Source organism: Pseudomonas lurida (assembly GCF_002563895.1).
Taxonomy (GTDB): domain Bacteria; phylum Pseudomonadota; class Gammaproteobacteria; order Pseudomonadales; family Pseudomonadaceae; genus Aquipseudomonas; species Aquipseudomonas lurida.
Genome location: NZ_PDJB01000001.1, coordinates 3,186,414 through 3,201,931, shown reverse-complemented (window position 1 = coordinate 3,201,931; position 15,518 = coordinate 3,186,414). Strand labels below are relative to the sequence as shown.

The window sequence follows — 15,518 nt, the reverse complement described above, 5'->3', positions numbered from 1 at the left end:
CCACTGCATACTCCTAAACAATTGGGGTGTGGTTTGTCAAAGGCGATTGGGTTGTAGCATCCCCAAGCCCTGCTTGATGTGCCAAGCGTTTTCACCGATCACGAATAGAGCACCATATATGTTATTAAAAACCCTCGATATGAGCTTGGGAAGGTGATAACGGACGTATGACTAGCGACGAATCAGGTGCGCGATTTTCGATACGAAATGATTTGCAACGAGACTGGAGAACTCTTGAGCTCGTTCGGGTGGAATAATGCTGTCTCTCGGGATGCCCATTGACTGACACGCATGCTCGAAAGCATTGCTGGCTTCTCGTTCTATCAGTCGAGATTGACTGCGCTTATTGATGAGGCCGAATCCTTCATTGAGGGCTGCAGCATAGGTTTCATCTGTTAGTGCTTGATTGGACCGGATTAGTTCTAGCTCATGGTCGGATAGATTTAGGTTCACCACAAGTGCGAGTTCGGAAGCGCTGGCGGGATTAAAAGCGTAGGTGGTATGTAAAGCGGGCCCATCATATTGCTCACTCAGGATAATGACGATCCGCGACATTGAAAAATACTCAACATAACCTAATAGTTTTCGCCTATCGGGTAGGCCGACAACGCTTACACAGTTAAATGCATGAGTCGAAGGTCGATTGGCTACTAAGTCGCGCAAATAAAAATGAGCATAGGGGGGCGTTACAGTAGCACCCTTCAAATACTGATTCGCCGTATCGCAAGACTTAGGACTCACTCCAGCAGATGCTGCTAATGCCACCGCAGTTTTGACCATTGAGCGGCCGGCTAGCTCTCCGCCAAATTGAGCAGAAAAAGTCACTGGTGACTCAAGGGGGGTCTCTGTTGCTGTCATTCCGCTCAAAAATGAATCCACGTCCACCTTCGAGTTTTTTCTAGCTAACTGCTTGACCATTTTGTGAGCGGTTGGCTTATCTCTTGCAGATATCTTAATTTTCAAGCCTTTCTCGCCTGGCTCGGTTTGATAAGTGGAATTCGGAATTGTCATGGTGCCGTCTGGCAGCAGGAGATAACTTTCCCCGTCGATAGTCTGAATCTTAATACTCGGCGGAACTCCTCGTTCTCGATCAACGCCATGCATCATCGCAAGTTGGGAAAACTGCTGCCAAATCTCTGCGTCCCAGCTATCGCCCGAACGGCTATTGCAATCGATGCAAATGAACGATCGAATCTTGCGTCGGCCACCGATTGAGTGGGGAATGATGTGCTCACGAGAATTGTTGGAACTGTCAATTTGCTTTTCGCAGAGGGCACAGTAGCTTACGTTGTCCATGGTTTTTCTCGAATAGTCATTCGCGTTTCTTTGAACAATATCACGAAGAGATAAGGGCAAGCCGGATCTCGGAGGCGTTTGAGAAACGGCAATGAAACGAGCGCTAGTTAGGGCAAAATTAGGGCAAATTCGAGGCCGCTGTAGCTCGCTGCAAGCCGCGGCGCATCAACAATATTGCCGGATTCAATGGCCCTGAGCGGTCCTTACGAACACGCGAAGGGGTTCGAATCCCTATCATTGAGTTGGCTACCATACGAAAGCATTCGACCCATCGCTGCCCCTCTCGAAAGGCAGCAATCGGCCTGAAGTGGGCAGTGACTCAATAAATAAACCTACCCCCTTTTCGTGCTGATCTGGCGCGAGCCTCGCCAGCACGGATCGTGCCACGGCCATGCTGGGCGTTGAGGGTATATACCCCAAGGCGATGCTGTTGTTGCAAAGGCATATGGATCCACATATCCGTGCCATACTTGGTCGAATTCCCCATCCGTATGCTTAAACATGCAGGAGGATTCGATGAAAAGGTTTCTAGCCGCAATTGCGTGTCTGATGCCCTTGCTGGCACTGGCTGATTCTCAGTGCAATGCAACCAATGAAGTGGGGGCAGTTTGCTCCATTTCATGCGATACAGGCGAAGCAGCTTATTGTAAGGACGGTCTCGGTGCTTCGTCGCCGACTTGTGAATGCGAAGCCAATGACAATGAGTTAAAAAGAGCTAGAAGCTCCATCAAAACACTGCCCAATAAGTGGCTAGCAAGCAAGTCAGAAAAAGCTTTGACCGAGCAACTCGAGATAATAGATGTTGCCTCCCTAGTCAGCGCTAAGTTAGCCGCCATGCCCAATGTGCAAATTGGTGAAAGCTGCTCCGATGTTGAAGTCAGCAGAGAGTGCCACGAGGTTGGCGTTGGTTGCTATGTTGTCCCTCCAAAGCTTCCGATGCCCAAGCGAGGGTCCACCTGCAATACGGTGTGCACGGCCACAAACGAACGGCGATGCACTCCTATGGTGGGCAAATTCAGTGTTGCATCTCCCTTCTACTCGCCCAAGCCTATTGTCGCGACGATTGTTGAGCCGAATTGGCAATCCATCCCCAACGCAGTGATGGGCCTTAAGGAGGAATACATCAATTGCGGCAGCCTGCAGCAAGAGATTACGTTTCGTCATCAAGAAGTCACTCGGGTTGGATACAAAATTAGCAAGAGTCGGGCCGTGAAGAAATCAAACTCAATGGGCGTCAGTATGAGTGCGAAGATGGACTTCTCTTTCGCAGACGTAACGACTGGCGTCACTTACAGCATGAGTAGGGATGTGACCGTATCAGAAGGGAATGAAGAGACCGAAGAAACTACTCGGACGCTCGACCAAAGTTTCCCTTTGAAAGTTGCTCCGATGAAGCGAGTTGTTTTCGATCATTTTTGGATCAAGCGCATTGCGCCTATTCGTTACACAGGGACCGTAACGGTGGAAGCCACTTTGGCCGCGAATGATGCTGGTAAGCGCTTGCTCTCGGAGGTCTTGCCTGCAGAGGCAGACCGTACATTCCCTTTCGAAGGAGAGGTCGCTATGAGTTCACTGAACAACGGTCAGTCTCGCTATTTGGAATACCCTTTAACGCCCGAAATGTGCAATGGTAAACCTGCATTTGAGACGTTGTCATCGCCTTATTGATTAGTGGATCAACGCTACCTAAGGCTGAATAAAGGCGCATGGCTTGGAAAAAGTCTTGCGCCAAGGCTTTGCCTGACCTGCTCTTTGATCAATAGATTGATCGTTGCCTCACTCTCGTGGGCCATCACCATTGGCTTTGAACCATGCCACCCGTGCGATCCACATGGGCAAGAAATCCCTGGTGGGATAGCGTCCGCACATTGCACATGACCAATGGCAGATGGGAGACGTAAACGCTCGGCGAGTGTGTATCTGCCTGCTCCTTGCCGAAAACCGTCACGATGTATTTCGTGAGTCTTTGATATTTTTGTGGTTTGCGTTCATTCGGCGGTACGTCGGGGGAGGGCAAAAACAGTTCCCAAACTCAAAACGCACCCACTGCAGAATGCGGCCTGTAGCTGGACCGGTTGATATGAGTAATGGAACGCCGCCATGTCCTCAGGATAGCCACGTCTTTTTCAGGCAGATCGATCTGTCCTTGAGCATGCATCGTAGGGGTGGTGGGGAATCAACGAGATGCATAAAAGTAGTTCCGCAACCCAACGCGGCCAGCTTGGCCTGTATGCGTTACAGCCACTGGAAAATAGTGCTGCTGCGGAATTTATTTCGATTCAATCTATTGATTTGTAACGAAAATATTGTGGATTGCAAATCCGCCTACGCCGGTTCGATTCCGACCTCGGCCTCCACTCTTAAAAGCCCCGCAGCCATTGAGCTTGCGGGGCTTTTTTTATGCCTGCGGATTTTGTTCGGCGCGGGGATTGGGACAATTCTGGGACAGCGACACTTTTTGCATGTCTCAGGGCTGATCGGCATGATCCGCCTACGCCGGTTCGATTCCGACCTCGGCCTCCACTCTTAAAAAACCCGTAGATTAACGTCTACGGGGTTGTTTATTGGCTTTTAAAAAGCAACGCACAATGGTCGTTATGGCATTCGCTCCCAGCCTCTACTGGAGGGTCATGGCCAATGCGTATAACCAGGCATGGAACGGAATAAGGAAATCGATGGATGAAGGCCCTTGCAGAACTCTCATTCGAGTTCATCTGGCACCTGGCATTTACCGAGGAAGAGTACCTCGACTTGGATTTCTCAGTACGGTGGCTGTCATCGCTGGGGGTCTACGTGAACGCGATGACCGCGGAAGAAAAAGCCGCGCTCGTCGCCGTTGCGATGGATCGACAGGCTCGTTGGTTGGCACCACCGGACGCACAGGGGTTTACTCAACGGAACCTCGTTACGGCGGAACAGAGAGCGTTTCTGGACAGTATGATTTCGGGTGAGTTTTTCAGTCAGTTCGATTGATAACCGTACTGCCGTCAACCCTGCGTGAGTTGAGCCCGTTGGGTAGGTGTTTTCTAAGGAATGGATATGAAGTGGTCAGAAGTGCTAAGTGTGGTGAGTTCTGTAGCGTCAATAACCGGTATGTCACTGTTTAGCGCAAGCCTGCTGTTCGAAGGGATGAGTTTTCGGCAGATCGCGTGGGTCGCCAGTATCACCATGATTGTCGTCTTGGTGACATTGGGGTGCGTAGTGGGGGTTGTTCAAGGGGCGCTTTGGGTGGGGCGAACGTACTGTTTTGGAGCACTCAGTTTTGTGTATTGGTGCTTCGCTGGCGCTGTCATCATCGTTATTACGGGCATGATGGTGATGAGTGCTTCGTATATGATTGAAGATGCAGCGTCCTTCATCGTTCCTTGAAGCGTAAACAGGGATAAAACGGGTCAGACCACGATAGGCGAGCGTCAATGGTCTGCCCCAGCATATCAACACCACTACTGGCCTGCGTTTCTCCTGCCTGAACGCTTTGCAAGCTCCACCGCCGCAGTAATCGCTGCGCGCGCCTGAGGGCTGTTCTTCCAGCAGGTTGACCCGAGTGCGGCGGACGCTTGCGCCAGGATGTCATCGATATCCGATTGCGCAAGCGCGTCCATTGACTCGATCCCCATCTGCTCCAATCGGCTAATAACGGTGGGACCTACGCCCTTGAGCGCGAGTAAAGCCGTTCTTTCTTCCAATGAAAATACCACGCGTAAATTCCCTGTTTGAGTGTGTCAGCGAGCGCAGCTATATGATTTCAGACCTGGCGATGCGCTGGTCTTTCACCTCATTTGCGTACCCGTTAATTTTTTCCTGCTGCGCCGCCAGCAACGCGCATATTTTCATCAACGTCACGGACTCATTCGGCGTTCTGCCGCTGGCTGCCATAGCCGTCAGCTCAACCACCGACCAGCCGATAATTGCCGCCGCGTCCTCCAGGTCGAAAAACAATTCCTGCTGAGCGGTCCTCGGGCCGTCGAGCCCTTGCATCAATTCGTCCATTCAGTCCTCCTGCCATTCAGTTCCAGGCCCATGATATCGGTCGTCGATATTACAACGACCAGCCCGGCCCGATGTACTTACCGCCGTCGACATCCGCTACGTGGCCGGCGCCCATACCTGTTGGGGCTGTGAAGCTTCGACTGTGCCGCCAACGGTGGCCTGAAAGGCACCGTTACCGATGCCCTTGCCAAGTCTGCGCAGATCATCGAAATCAGCGCCAACAACAACCGAACTGGACGCCACCACACAACGGCCGCAAAACGTGACCACACGTTGTATCGTCAGGCATACAAAGCCTACCAACGCGTTACACGATCGCCGTGACGGACTTCGGTTTGCGCTGTCATACCTAGCGAGAAGTTGATCTCGCCAAGTAAGAGAGTGTTGCCATGAAGTTGAGTGTTCTAACCAAGGCGGCTGTGGTGGTCGCGTTGTTGTCGACCTTGTCGGGCTGCTGGATATTCATGCCACCGGGCGGTGGCGGTGGTGGGGGGCATGGTGGCGGACACGGTCAGGGTGGCGGCCCAGGCGGTGGTCCAGGCCCGCGTTAACGGACAGCCAAAAAGAGGCAAGCCCTGCAGAGGGCTGCCTCTTTTTTTGCCTGTGGCAAATCGCGGGCAAAGAAAAGCCCGCGTGGGGCGCGCGGGCTAAAAGGATGTTCATTAGGAGCTGGGATCACCATAGGCGGTCGTCTGTGAAAGGTTTGTGAAAGCCTCGGCAAAAAAGTGTATGCCTCAATCCGCCCCTGGCTGTACGGGGCAGGGCGGCCCTTAACCCTCTACTGTCACGGCATACCACTTCTGTTTGGATGCCGCGTCATGTTCATGTCTACCAGCCTGTTGTCAGCTTTTGTGCTGTTCGCCTTCGTATCCTCGATCACGCCGGGGCCCAATAACACCATGTTGCTCGCCTCGGGCGTGAACTTCGGTTTCCGCCGGTCGATGCCCCACGCATTGGGGATCAGCATCGGCTTCATGGTGCTGGTGATCTCGGTCGGCCTGGGATTGGGCGAGGTGTTCAAGGTATTCCCGTGGGCCTACACCGTGCTGCGCTACGTGGGGGCGGCGTACTTGCTGTACCTGGCGTGGAAGATCGCGACGGCGGGCGGCATGTCCGACAACGACGACGAGCAAGGCAAGCCCATGACCTTCCTCGGCGCGGCGGCGTTCCAGTGGGTGAACCCCAAGGCCTGGATCATGGCGCTGGGCGCCATCACCACCTATACGCCGGCCGAAGGCTACGTCACCAATGTGCTGGTGATTGCGTTGGTGTTTGCCGTGGTCAACTTGCCCAGCGTGTGTGTATGGGTCGGCTGCGGCAGCGGCTTGCGCAATGTGTTGCGCGAGCCGCGCTGGTTGCGGCTGTTCAACGGGTCGATGGCGCTGCTGCTGGTGCTCTCGCTGTACCCGATGCTGTTTGTCAACTGAGGCGGCCGGCCTTAAACCGGTGAGATGGTTGCCAGCAGGCCGATACCGATAGTGAGTACCAAAAAGCCGAACAGGAAAAGTGCCATCTTGGTCATAAGGCCTCCGAAGGGAAGGGGGTGGGGATGGCGCTATTGTCCGCCCAGGAGGCTTTTCGATACAGATGCAGATGACAAAGAAAAAACCGTATCAGATGCGCCTGCAGCTGTTGTGCCGGGGGCTTTGAGTGTGGACGGTTTTTTCAGGCTCAGTGCCTGAGACAGGCAACGTGTTTACCCCTAAGATGGCGGCCATGCCTCAACAATAAAAGTGGGCCAACCCTCGATGGAAAGACGTCAATTCAGCGGTGGCATGAAAGGCAAGAACCTGCGCTACCTCAACGAAACCTGCAACCCTGCGTCGGTCACCCGCGTTGGCTTCCTGTTGCTCGAACACTTCTCCCTGCCCGCATTCACCCAGACTCTCGACACACTCGTCACCGCCAACCTGCTGCGTCCGGAGCTGTTCGCCACGCGCACCTTTGGCTGGGACGATGGCGAAGTCATCAGCGACCTGGGCCTGGTCATCCGCCCGGACGCGCGCCTTGATGTGGCGGCCCTGCAAGACCTGGCGCTACTGGTGATCTGTGGCGGTTTTCGCACCGAGCTCAAGGCCAGCGAAGACTTCATCCACCTGCTGCGCAGTGCCGCCGAACACGGTATCAGCCTCGCTGGCTTGTGGAACGGCTCGTGGTTCCTCGGTCGCGCGGGCCTGTTGCAAGGCTATCGCTGCGCGATTCACCCCGAACACCGCCCGGCGCTGGCGGAAGTATCCAAGGCTGCCCACGTCACCAGCGAACCCTACGTGATCGACCGGGATCGCCTGACGGCGTCGAGCCCGTCCGGCGCGTTCCATATGGCACTGGACTGGATCAAGGGCCTGCATGACAAGGCGCTGGTGGAAGGCATCGAAGACATCCTGGCCTTCGAAGAGTCGCGCTATCGCCGCATCAAGCCCACGGAAAACGTCAACGTCAGCGCGCCCCTGCGTGAAGTCGTGAAACTGATGGACACCAACCTCGAAGAACCCCTGGAACTGGATCAACTGGCGGTCTATGCCGGCCGCTCGCGGCGCCAGTTGGAGCGTTTGTTCAAGGAACAATTGGGCACCACACCGCAGCGCTACTACATGGAATTACGCGTGACTGAAGCGCGGCGCCTGTTGCAGCACACGGAGTTGTCGCAGGTGGAGGTGCTGGTGGCGTGTGGGTTTGTGTCGCCGAGTCATTTCAGTAAGTGTTACAGCTCGTATTTCGGATACCGCCCCTCCAAGGAGAAGCGGTTGGTCAAGTAGAGTGATGCCTGACTCAATACCTATTCAAGGAAGACCCATGTCTCTCACGCTTTTGGATCGTTATCGCGGCAGCTTGCTCGGCCTGGCGTGTGGCGATGCGGTCGGCACCACTGTCGAGTTCATGCCTCGCGGCACATTCTCACCGATTACGGATATGGTGGGGGGAGGGCCGTTCAACCTGAAACCCGGCCAATGGACGGACGATACCTCAATGGCGCTGTGCCTGGCTGAAAGCCTGCTGCGCAAAGGTGGTTTCGATGCGGCCGACCAGATGGGGCGCTACCTGAATTGGTGGAAGTGGGGCTACTTGAGCTCCACGGGTGATTGTTTCGACATCGGCATGACCGTGCGCACGGCGCTCGGGGCGTTTGAGAAAAACGGCGACCCGTTTGCAGGTTCAACCGACCCCTTTTCTGCGGGCAACGGTTCGATGATGCGCCTTGCTCCCCTGGTGCTGTTTTACTTCCCCGACCTGCACAGCGTCGACGACTTTTGCCGTCAAGGCTCCCGTACGACCCATGGCGCCCAGGAGGCAATCGAATGCTGCGTGGTGCTGGCACGGGCAATGTGTAACGCCTTGAACGGGGCGCAAAAGACGGACCTGCTCAGCGTCCCCTGCGCCGACCTGACTGCGCCAGACGTCGTGGCAATCGCCCAAGGGAAATACGCCAACAAGCCCCGCGAGCAGATCACCGGTTCCGGTTACGCCGTCGCTTCATTGGAGGCGGCGCTGTGGTGTGTACAGCACACGAACAGCTTCGTCGATGCAGTGTTGGCGGCCGTGAACCTGGGTGATGACGCTGATACCACTGCCGCCATCGTTGGTCAGCTGGCGGGAGCGTTCTATGGCGTGCAAGGCATTCCGACGGGCTGGTTGGAGAAGCTATGCATGCGTGATGACATTGAGGAAATGGCCGAGGCCATGTTTAACGCCGCGACTGAAAGGACCATCCTTGAGTGAGCATTCCGCCCCGGTTGTGGTGAAGCGGCCTGCGTTGTTCAGAACCGATCCAGGCGATAAAGCGCCAATGGCTGTGCCGAGTTCAAACTCGCCAGTTCACCGATCCACTCCGCTGTCACCGCCGCCTGCGTCAGCCCCAAATGCTGATGCCCAAACGCAAGCAACACTTTCCCTCCACACACCCGATCGATGATTGGCAGCGAGTCCGGCAGGGACGGCCGAAACCCCATCCATGTCGTTGCATCCTGTGCGCCCAAGTCCTCGCGGAACAACCCTTTGCTCAGACGGTGCAACTGCCAGGCACGCTCCATGTTCGGGGGTGTGTCGAGGCCGGCAAATTCAACGGTGCCGGCCAGGCGCAGGCCTCCAGTCATCGGGGTCATGATGAATTTGCGTTCCAGGGACGTGACGGCAAATGGCAAGCGATGCTGCTCGTGGGGCAGCATCAGGTGATAGCCGCGCTCCGTGTCCAGTGGGACTGTTTTGCCGGTCAATGCAGCAGTGAGCCTGGCCGAATGCGCACCACAGGCGATGAGTACCTGGCGTGCGGCCAACGTGCCCTGATCGGTAGTCAGTAACACGCCCTGTCCCTCAAGACGGGCATCCAGCACCCGACGCTGGAGAAATTGCACACCACTGGCCTTGGCGGCCTCAACCAGTTCTCCCACCACGTGGTAGGGGTCTATGAAGTGCCCGGTCGCGGGAAAAAACAGCCCGCCCTGAATGTTGTCGCTCAATAGCGGCGCAGCCTTGCGTATGGCTTCGCCGGACCAGAAGTCCACGGGCACCTGCTGCTGTTGCATGCGCCGTTGCAGTGCCTCGAGGGCCGGGCGTGAGTCGCCCTGCTCGAACACCAGCAGCGAGCCGTCCTCGCGTAGCAGATGCGCGCGCCCAATACTGTGCAGCAGGCGCTGCCAGGCGCCCAGGCTGCCTTCATTGAGCGCGCGGATCCCCGCGACCGTGCGCTGGTAGCTCGCCGGACGCAGGTTCAGCAGCAGGCGCAGGAACCAGGGCAGGGCGTGCGGCAGGTACTTCCAATCCAGGCGCAGTGGGCCCATGGGGTCCAACAGCATGGCGGGCAAGCGCTTGAGGATCGACACGTCGGCAATCGGGAACACCTGTTCCGTCGCCAGGTGCCCGGCGTTGCCATAGGACGCGCCCATGCCGGGTGCCTGTTGGTCGACTATCACCACTTGCCGGCCGAGGCGCGCCAGTTGCAGGGCGCAGGCAACGCCGATAATACCGGCGCCGACCACTGCGATATCGGGATCGGACATCACCTATGCCTCTCTCTGGCCGTCGAGCAAGCGCCGCAGCAGCAACAGGTTGCCGTGCTTGAGCGCATCGGGCAGCAATGCGTCGGGGAAGTCCTGGTAACACACCGGCCGCAAGAAACGCTGGATCGCCGCCGTGCCCACTGATGTGCTGCGCGCATCCGAGGTGGCTGGGAAGGGGCCGCCATGGACCATGGCATCACACACTTCCACGCCGGTCGGCCAGCCATTGACCAGCAAGCGCCCGGCCTTGCGTTCAAGCACCGGCAGCAGTGCCTTGGCATCGGGCAGGTCGTTTTCATCCAGGTGCAAGGTGGCGGTGAGCTGGCCTTCCAGGTGTTCAGAAACCTCGCGTACTTCTTCAGGACTGGCGCAGACGACGATCAGGGATGCGGCACCGAAGACTTCGGCTTGCAGGTGTTCATTGGCCAGGAAGGCCTGCGCCGGGGTCACGAACATATACGCCTGGCCCTGGTTGGGACCTGTTGCGGTCAAACCCTTTGCGGCAACCTTGGCGTGTTCAGTCAACGCACCCACGCCTGAACCGTAGGCACGGGCAATACCGGGCGTGAGCATGGTCTGCGCGGCACAGCTTGGCAGTAACTCCCTGGCGGTGCTGATGAAGCGATTCAGGGCCGGCCCTTGTACCCCGATCACCAGCCCTGGGTTGGTGCAGAACTGGCCGGCACCCTGGGTCAACGACGCCACGAAACCTTGGGCCAGTGCTTCGCCCCTGGCCGCCAATGCCGCCGGAAACAGGTACACGGGGTTGATCGAACTCATTTCCGCGTACACCGGAATGGGCTCTGGCCGTGCCTGCGCAGCGTGGGTCAACGCCAAGCCACCCCTGCGCGAGCCGGTAAAGCCAACCGCCTTGATGCGCGGGTCGGTGACCAGGGCTATACCGACCTCACGGTCCGAACCGTACAGCAGCGAAAATACCCCCTCCGGCAGTCCACACGCCTTGACCGCCTGCGCCACCGCCTGGCCCACCAGTTCGCTGGTGCCAGGGTGAGCACCGTGGGCCTTGACGATCACCGGGCAACCGGCGGCCAGTGCAGAGGCGGTGTCGCCACCGGCCACGGAGAACGCCAGTGGGAAGTTGCTCGCACCAAACACGGCGACCGGGCCCAACGCGATGCGGCGCTGGCGCAGGTCGGGGCGAGGCAGGGGCTGGCGTTGCGGCTGTGCGTTGTCTACCCGCACATCCAGCCACTCCCCGCTGCGAAGGGTGCGGGCGAAGGTGCGCAGTTGCCCGCAAGTGCGCCCGCGTTCGCCCTGGAGGCGCGGGCGGGGCAGGCCGGTTTCGGCGACGGCGCGGTCGATCAGTTCATCGCCGAGGGCTTCGATGTGCGCGGCGATGGTCTCAAGGAACGTGGCACGCGCCTCCAGCGATGTTTCGCGGTACGCGTCAAACGCCGCCCACGCCAGTGCGCACGCCTGTGCGACGTGGTCGCCGTTGCCGCCCAGGTAGGCGGGCTCCAGGGTTGCCTCAGTGGTGGGGTTGATCGCCCGGATCGCCTCGCGGTCACCGGAAATGGCGTGCTGACCGATCAGCATCTTGCCCGTCAGAGTCATGGGGTCGTCCTGAAAAAAGGGGGGGGGGTGGCCGCTGCGATCGCCGCAGCGGCACGCGAGGCATCAAGCAACGTTCTGTTCTGCCGACCAATTGGCGTACCACTGGCGGAACAGTGTGTACTGGGTTTCTGCGTAGCAGCGCTGGGCCTCGCTGAGCACATCGGTCTCGTTGAAGTGCAGCGCGTAGCCCTTGTCGCCGTTAAGCACCATCAGGTGTTTGTAATACAGCACCAGGTCGCAGCCTTCATCGAACGACGACAGCACCGCCAGCGCGGCCTCCAGCTCACGTGCCTGGCGGCGCGCCTTCGCATCCCCCTTGGCGGCGTTTTTGCTCAGCGCGACCAGCTGCAGGACTTCCCGAGGCAGTGCGTTGCCAATGCCGGTAATGGCGCCGGTGGCGTTGCAGTTGACGAAACCGTGCACCACTTGGGTGTCGACGCCCACCATCAGGGTCACGTTATCGTCCTGGGAGGTGATGTGTTCCGCGGCGTAGCGCAGGTCGGCACCCCCGCCGAACTCCTTGAAACCGATCAGGTTCGGGTGTTCGCGGCGCAGTTCGAAGAACAGGTCGGCGCGGGTGGCGAAGCCGTAGTACGGGCTGTTGTAAATCACCGCCGGCAGATTGGGCGCGGCCTTGAGGATCGCCGAGAAGTGCGCCTTCTGTGCAGTAGCCGAAGCACCGCGGGACAGCACGCGCGGAATCACCATCAGGCCATGGGCGCCCACCCTGGCCGCGTGGGCGGCATGGGCCACGGCTTCACGGCTGTTGACCGCCCCGGTACCGACAATGGTCGGCACACCGGCCGCCACCAGGCGCGCCACGCCTTCCTGGCGCTGGGCCTCGGTGAGCAACGGCCAGTCGCCCATGGAGCCGCAGTACACCACGGCGCTCATGCCGGCATCGATCAGCTCGCGGCCTTTGGCGACCAAGGCGTCGAAGTCCGGTGTGCGCCCTGCCGTGCACGGGGTCATCAGGGCGGGGATGCAGCCGGTAAAGATGTTGTCGCTCATGTGCTAACTCCAGTTTCCAGTCAAGTAAGGGGAGGGCTCAGATGCCCCAGGCAAAGGGGTCCTGCGCGTCGATCAGCAGGGTGCTGTCGGCGGTCATGTAGGCGCGGCCAGTGATGAACGGGCGTACGCGCTCGCCGTCCCATTCATAGCGGCCTTCGAATTGGCTGCCGGTGATGCTGGCTTGTATCCACGGCTGGCCGGGGGCGAGCTTTCCATCGGCGGCCAGGCAGGCGAGCTTGGCGCTGGTGCCGGTGCCGCAGGGGGAGCGGTCGTAGGCTTTGCCGGGGCACATCACGAAGTTGCGGCTGTCGGCATGGTCGTCGTCGGCGAACAGTTCGATGTGGTCGATCGGGGCGCCGTCTTTGCCGTGGATGTTTTGCTCCTCAAGGGCCTTGAGCATTGCCCAGGTGTAGTCGGTGAGGGCGTCGACATTGTCCATTTGCAGGCGCTGGCCATGCTCGGACACCAGGAAAAACCAGTTGCCGCCCCAGGCGATATCGCCCAGCACCACGCCGTGGCCCGGCACCTCTACCGGCACTTGGCGGCGATGGCGGTAGGCGGGCACATTGCCCAGTGTCACCGCGCCGTCGTCGTGCAGCGTCGCCTCGACCAGGCCCACGGGCGTGTCGATGCGGTGCACACCGGGGACGATACGCCCCAGGTGATGCAAGGAGGCGACCAGGCCAATCGTGCCGTGCCCACACATGCCCAGGTAGCCGGCGTTATTGAAAAAGATCACCCCGCAGACGGCGCCCGGCGTAACCGGCTGGCAGTACAGCGCGCCCACCAGTACATCATTGCCCCGTGGTTCCAGGATGCAGGCGCGGCGCCATTCATCATGCTCGCTGCGCAGGTTTTCCAACTGCTCAGCCAGGGTGCTGCCGGTGAGCGTGGGGAAACCGCTCATCACCAGGCGGGTGGGCTCGCCGCCGGTGTGGGAGTCGATCACATGCAATCGCTTCATAAAACACTCCAATCAGTTGGTTGCCGGCGTCAGCGGGGCACGGCCATGGGGCTCGTCGACGGTTTCGCTTTCGTCGGCTTCGTGTTCCAGGCGCACCAGATGGGCTGGCACGCCAGTGGCTGCGCCCCAGTAGTAAATGCCCAGCGCGCAGGCGGCGACCACCAGCGTGTCAAACGGGTGGCTGATCACACCGAGGCCCCCGAAACTGCCCAGTTTGGACAGCAGGATGGTCACCGCGTAGAAGCCGATCAGCCAGGCGGATGAGCGTACTTGCTGGCTGAGATTGAGGTGCGCGGTCGGCACCCACCGCGCGCACAGCAGGTACACCCCGAACATCAGGATCTGCAGCCCGAGCAGCCAGGAGACAGTGCTCCAGCCGGACCAGTACACGATCAGCGCGGCGATGATGAACGACAGCGGGCCAAGCACCGCCATGCCCTTGACCCGGAAGGGGCGCGCCATCTGGGGTGCATTGCGGCGCAGCGCCGCCACGGTGACCGGCGCGACCGCGTAGCTGAGGATCAGCGCCGCCGACACCACATTGATCAGCGCTTCCCAGGACGGGAACGGCAGGGTCCAGAACACCGACAAGCCAAAGGTCAGCCACAACGCCGGGCGCGGAATGCCGGACTTCTCATCGATGCGCGTGAAGAGCTTGAAGAACGTGCCGGTCTGCGCCCAGCCATACACCACGCGCGGGGTGGCGTTCATGTAGATGTTGCCGCAGCCGCTGGGGGAGATCACCGCGTCGGCCACCACCAGGTACGCCAGCCAGCCCACGCCCAGCGCCAGGGCGATATCCCGGTAGGGCAGCGCCAGTTCCTGGCTGATCCCGGCCCAGCCATTGGCGAGCATTTGCGTGGGCACACCACCGAGGAACGCGGTTTGCAGCAGCACGTAGATCGCCGTGGAGAGCAGCACCGAGAGGATCAAGGCGATGGGAATGGTGCGTTGCGGGTTCTTCACTTCACTGGCCACCGAGATGATCGGCGTGAGCCCCAGGTAGGCAAAAATCACCCCGCCGGCCGACACGGCCATCTCGATGCCCGACAGGCCAAATGGCGCGAAACCTTGCACCTGGAAGTTCGCCGGCTTGAAGAACGTAAACAACACGCCAATCACCAGCAACGGCACGATGAACTTGAACACGCTCACCAGGTTATTGGCGATGGCAAAGGTTTTCACGCTGCGGTAATTGAGGATGAAGAACAGGCACAGCAGGGCCAATTGCACCAGCCAGCCGAGGGTAGTGGGGTCACTGGAACCGGCCTTGGTCAACGCTGGAAACCATGCTGCCGCGTATTGGCGCGAGGCAACCACTTCGATGGCCACCAGGCTGGAAAACGCGATCAGCGTGATGAAGCCCATCAGGTAGCCCAACAGCGGGCCATGGGAATAGACCGGGTAACGCACCACGCCGCCAGCGCGGGGCAATGCGGCGCCCAGTTCGCAGTACACGATGCCCAGCAACAGCACCGCGAACCCCCCGATAAGCCAGGAAATGATACCCGCAGGGCCTGCAATCGCAGACACGTGACTGGCTGCGAATAACCAGCCTGAACCAAAGATGGCGCCCAGCCCGATGAAGGTGAGGTCCATCAATGAAAGTTGTTTCTTGAACTTGCCCTGACCTGACATAGCGTCGCCTTCTTGTGAGTTATTGGATAGGCATGCAGTGGCCATACAGT

The 15,518-nt window shown here is 58.9% G+C and carries 16 protein-coding genes; 8 read left to right on the top strand and 8 right to left on the bottom strand.

The window, feature by feature from the left end; all coding sequences use genetic code 11:
• Positions 1 to 171: 171 nt before the first annotated feature.
• Positions 172 to 1,296, bottom strand: coding sequence for an HNH endonuclease (locus tag ATH90_RS14390; protein WP_098466573.1), 1,125 nt, complete (start codon positions 1,294 to 1,296; stop codon positions 172 to 174).
• Positions 1,297 to 1,812: 516 nt separating this feature from the next.
• Here ATH90_RS14390 and ATH90_RS29085 point away from each other — a divergent pair.
• From ATH90_RS29085 to ATH90_RS14370, 4 genes are all read left to right on the top strand, one after another.
• Positions 1,813 to 2,964 (top strand): hypothetical protein, encoded by a 1,152-nt coding sequence (locus tag ATH90_RS29085; RefSeq protein WP_141537484.1) that lies wholly within the window; start codon positions 1,813 to 1,815, stop codon positions 2,962 to 2,964.
• A gap of 412 nt (positions 2,965 to 3,376) precedes the next feature.
• Positions 3,377 to 3,826, top strand: coding sequence for a hypothetical protein (locus ATH90_RS29080; protein ID WP_141537483.1), 450 nt, complete (start codon positions 3,377 to 3,379; stop codon positions 3,824 to 3,826).
• Between the two features lie 149 nt (positions 3,827 to 3,975).
• Positions 3,976 to 4,269, top strand: coding sequence for a hypothetical protein (locus ATH90_RS14375; RefSeq protein ID WP_034105052.1), 294 nt, complete (start codon positions 3,976 to 3,978; stop codon positions 4,267 to 4,269).
• A gap of 66 nt (positions 4,270 to 4,335) precedes the next feature.
• Complete coding sequence (locus ATH90_RS14370; protein WP_034105054.1) at positions 4,336 to 4,665, top strand: hypothetical protein; 330 nt, start codon at positions 4,336 to 4,338, stop codon at positions 4,663 to 4,665.
• A gap of 74 nt (positions 4,666 to 4,739) precedes the next feature.
• On the opposite strand, the gene ATH90_RS29595 is transcribed toward ATH90_RS14370, so the two are convergent.
• Together ATH90_RS29595 and ATH90_RS14360 are read right to left on the bottom strand one after the other, a co-directional pair.
• Entirely contained in the window at positions 4,740 to 4,994 is a 255-nt protein-coding gene (locus ATH90_RS29595; protein ID WP_098466570.1) for a Pathogenicity locus, read from the bottom strand.
• A 37-nt stretch (positions 4,995 to 5,031) separates the two neighbouring features.
• On the bottom strand, positions 5,032 to 5,286 hold the full coding sequence (locus tag ATH90_RS14360) for a hypothetical protein (protein WP_098466569.1): 255 nt from the start codon (positions 5,284 to 5,286) through the stop codon (positions 5,032 to 5,034).
• Positions 5,287 to 5,675: 389 nt separating this feature from the next.
• On the opposite strand from ATH90_RS14360, the gene ATH90_RS29375 reads away from it, so the two are divergent.
• From ATH90_RS29375 to ATH90_RS14345, 4 genes are all read left to right on the top strand, one after another.
• Positions 5,676 to 5,837, top strand: coding sequence for a hypothetical protein (locus tag ATH90_RS29375; RefSeq protein WP_164403501.1), 162 nt, complete (start codon positions 5,676 to 5,678; stop codon positions 5,835 to 5,837).
• 267 nt (positions 5,838 to 6,104) lie between these two features.
• The gene (locus ATH90_RS14355; protein ID WP_034105062.1) at positions 6,105 to 6,713 is read left to right on the top strand and encodes a LysE family translocator; all 609 of its coding nucleotides are present in this window, start codon (positions 6,105 to 6,107) and stop codon (positions 6,711 to 6,713) included.
• 348 nt (positions 6,714 to 7,061) lie between these two features.
• Positions 7,062 to 8,042: a GlxA family transcriptional regulator gene (locus tag ATH90_RS14350; protein WP_052211099.1), complete on the top strand. Its 981-nt coding sequence runs from the start codon at positions 7,062 to 7,064 to the stop codon at positions 8,040 to 8,042.
• A gap of 37 nt (positions 8,043 to 8,079) precedes the next feature.
• On the top strand, positions 8,080 to 9,003 hold the full coding sequence (locus ATH90_RS14345) for an ADP-ribosylglycohydrolase family protein (RefSeq protein ID WP_098466568.1): 924 nt from the start codon (positions 8,080 to 8,082) through the stop codon (positions 9,001 to 9,003).
• A gap of 38 nt (positions 9,004 to 9,041) precedes the next feature.
• On the opposite strand, the gene ATH90_RS14340 is transcribed toward ATH90_RS14345, so the two are convergent.
• The 5 genes from ATH90_RS14340 to ATH90_RS14320 all read right to left on the bottom strand — a co-directional run bounded on the left by ATH90_RS14340 (position 9,042) and on the right by ATH90_RS14320 (position 15,468).
• Complete coding sequence (locus ATH90_RS14340) at positions 9,042 to 10,280, bottom strand: NAD(P)/FAD-dependent oxidoreductase (RefSeq protein ID WP_098466567.1); 1,239 nt, start codon at positions 10,278 to 10,280, stop codon at positions 9,042 to 9,044.
• A 3-nt stretch (positions 10,281 to 10,283) separates the two neighbouring features.
• Positions 10,284 to 11,855 (bottom strand): aldehyde dehydrogenase (NADP(+)), encoded by a 1,572-nt coding sequence (locus ATH90_RS14335; RefSeq protein ID WP_098466566.1) that lies wholly within the window; start codon positions 11,853 to 11,855, stop codon positions 10,284 to 10,286.
• Between the two features lie 63 nt (positions 11,856 to 11,918).
• Entirely contained in the window at positions 11,919 to 12,866 is a 948-nt protein-coding gene (locus tag ATH90_RS14330; RefSeq protein WP_098466565.1) for a dihydrodipicolinate synthase family protein, read from the bottom strand.
• Positions 12,867 to 12,903: 37 nt separating this feature from the next.
• Positions 12,904 to 13,830 carry a 4-hydroxyproline epimerase gene (locus ATH90_RS14325; RefSeq protein WP_098466564.1) on the bottom strand — a complete coding sequence of 309 codons (927 nt, stop codon included), beginning with the start codon at positions 13,828 to 13,830 and terminating at the stop codon, positions 12,904 to 12,906.
• Positions 13,831 to 13,842: 12 nt separating this feature from the next.
• The gene (locus ATH90_RS14320) at positions 13,843 to 15,468 is read right to left on the bottom strand and encodes an APC family permease (protein ID WP_098466563.1); all 1,626 of its coding nucleotides are present in this window, start codon (positions 15,466 to 15,468) and stop codon (positions 13,843 to 13,845) included.
• Between the last annotated feature and the right edge of the window lie 50 nt (positions 15,469 to 15,518).

Coding starts and splice junctions, on each gene's coding strand:
- ATH90_RS14390 (WP_098466573.1), bottom strand. CDS start 1,296: ATGGACAACGTAAGCTACTGTGCCCTCTGCGAAAAGCAAATTGACAGT.
- ATH90_RS29085 (WP_141537484.1), top strand. CDS start 1,813: ATGAAAAGGTTTCTAGCCGCAATTGCGTGTCTGATGCCCTTGCTGGCA.
- ATH90_RS29080 (WP_141537483.1), top strand. CDS start 3,377: ATGAGTAATGGAACGCCGCCATGTCCTCAGGATAGCCACGTCTTTTTC.
- ATH90_RS14375 (WP_034105052.1), top strand. CDS start 3,976: ATGAAGGCCCTTGCAGAACTCTCATTCGAGTTCATCTGGCACCTGGCA.
- ATH90_RS14370 (WP_034105054.1), top strand. CDS start 4,336: ATGAAGTGGTCAGAAGTGCTAAGTGTGGTGAGTTCTGTAGCGTCAATA.
- ATH90_RS14360 (WP_098466569.1), bottom strand. CDS start 5,286: ATGGACGAATTGATGCAAGGGCTCGACGGCCCGAGGACCGCTCAGCAG.
- ATH90_RS29375 (WP_164403501.1), top strand. CDS start 5,676: ATGAAGTTGAGTGTTCTAACCAAGGCGGCTGTGGTGGTCGCGTTGTTG.
- ATH90_RS14355 (WP_034105062.1), top strand. CDS start 6,105: ATGTTCATGTCTACCAGCCTGTTGTCAGCTTTTGTGCTGTTCGCCTTC.
- ATH90_RS14350 (WP_052211099.1), top strand. CDS start 7,062: ATGAAAGGCAAGAACCTGCGCTACCTCAACGAAACCTGCAACCCTGCG.
- ATH90_RS14345 (WP_098466568.1), top strand. CDS start 8,080: ATGTCTCTCACGCTTTTGGATCGTTATCGCGGCAGCTTGCTCGGCCTG.
- ATH90_RS14340 (WP_098466567.1), bottom strand. CDS start 10,280: ATGTCCGATCCCGATATCGCAGTGGTCGGCGCCGGTATTATCGGCGTT.
- ATH90_RS14335 (WP_098466566.1), bottom strand. CDS start 11,855: ATGACTCTGACGGGCAAGATGCTGATCGGTCAGCACGCCATTTCCGGT.
- ATH90_RS14330 (WP_098466565.1), bottom strand. CDS start 12,866: ATGAGCGACAACATCTTTACCGGCTGCATCCCCGCCCTGATGACCCCG.
- ATH90_RS14325 (WP_098466564.1), bottom strand. CDS start 13,830: ATGAAGCGATTGCATGTGATCGACTCCCACACCGGCGGCGAGCCCACC.
- ATH90_RS14320 (WP_098466563.1), bottom strand. CDS start 15,468: ATGTCAGGTCAGGGCAAGTTCAAGAAACAACTTTCATTGATGGACCTC.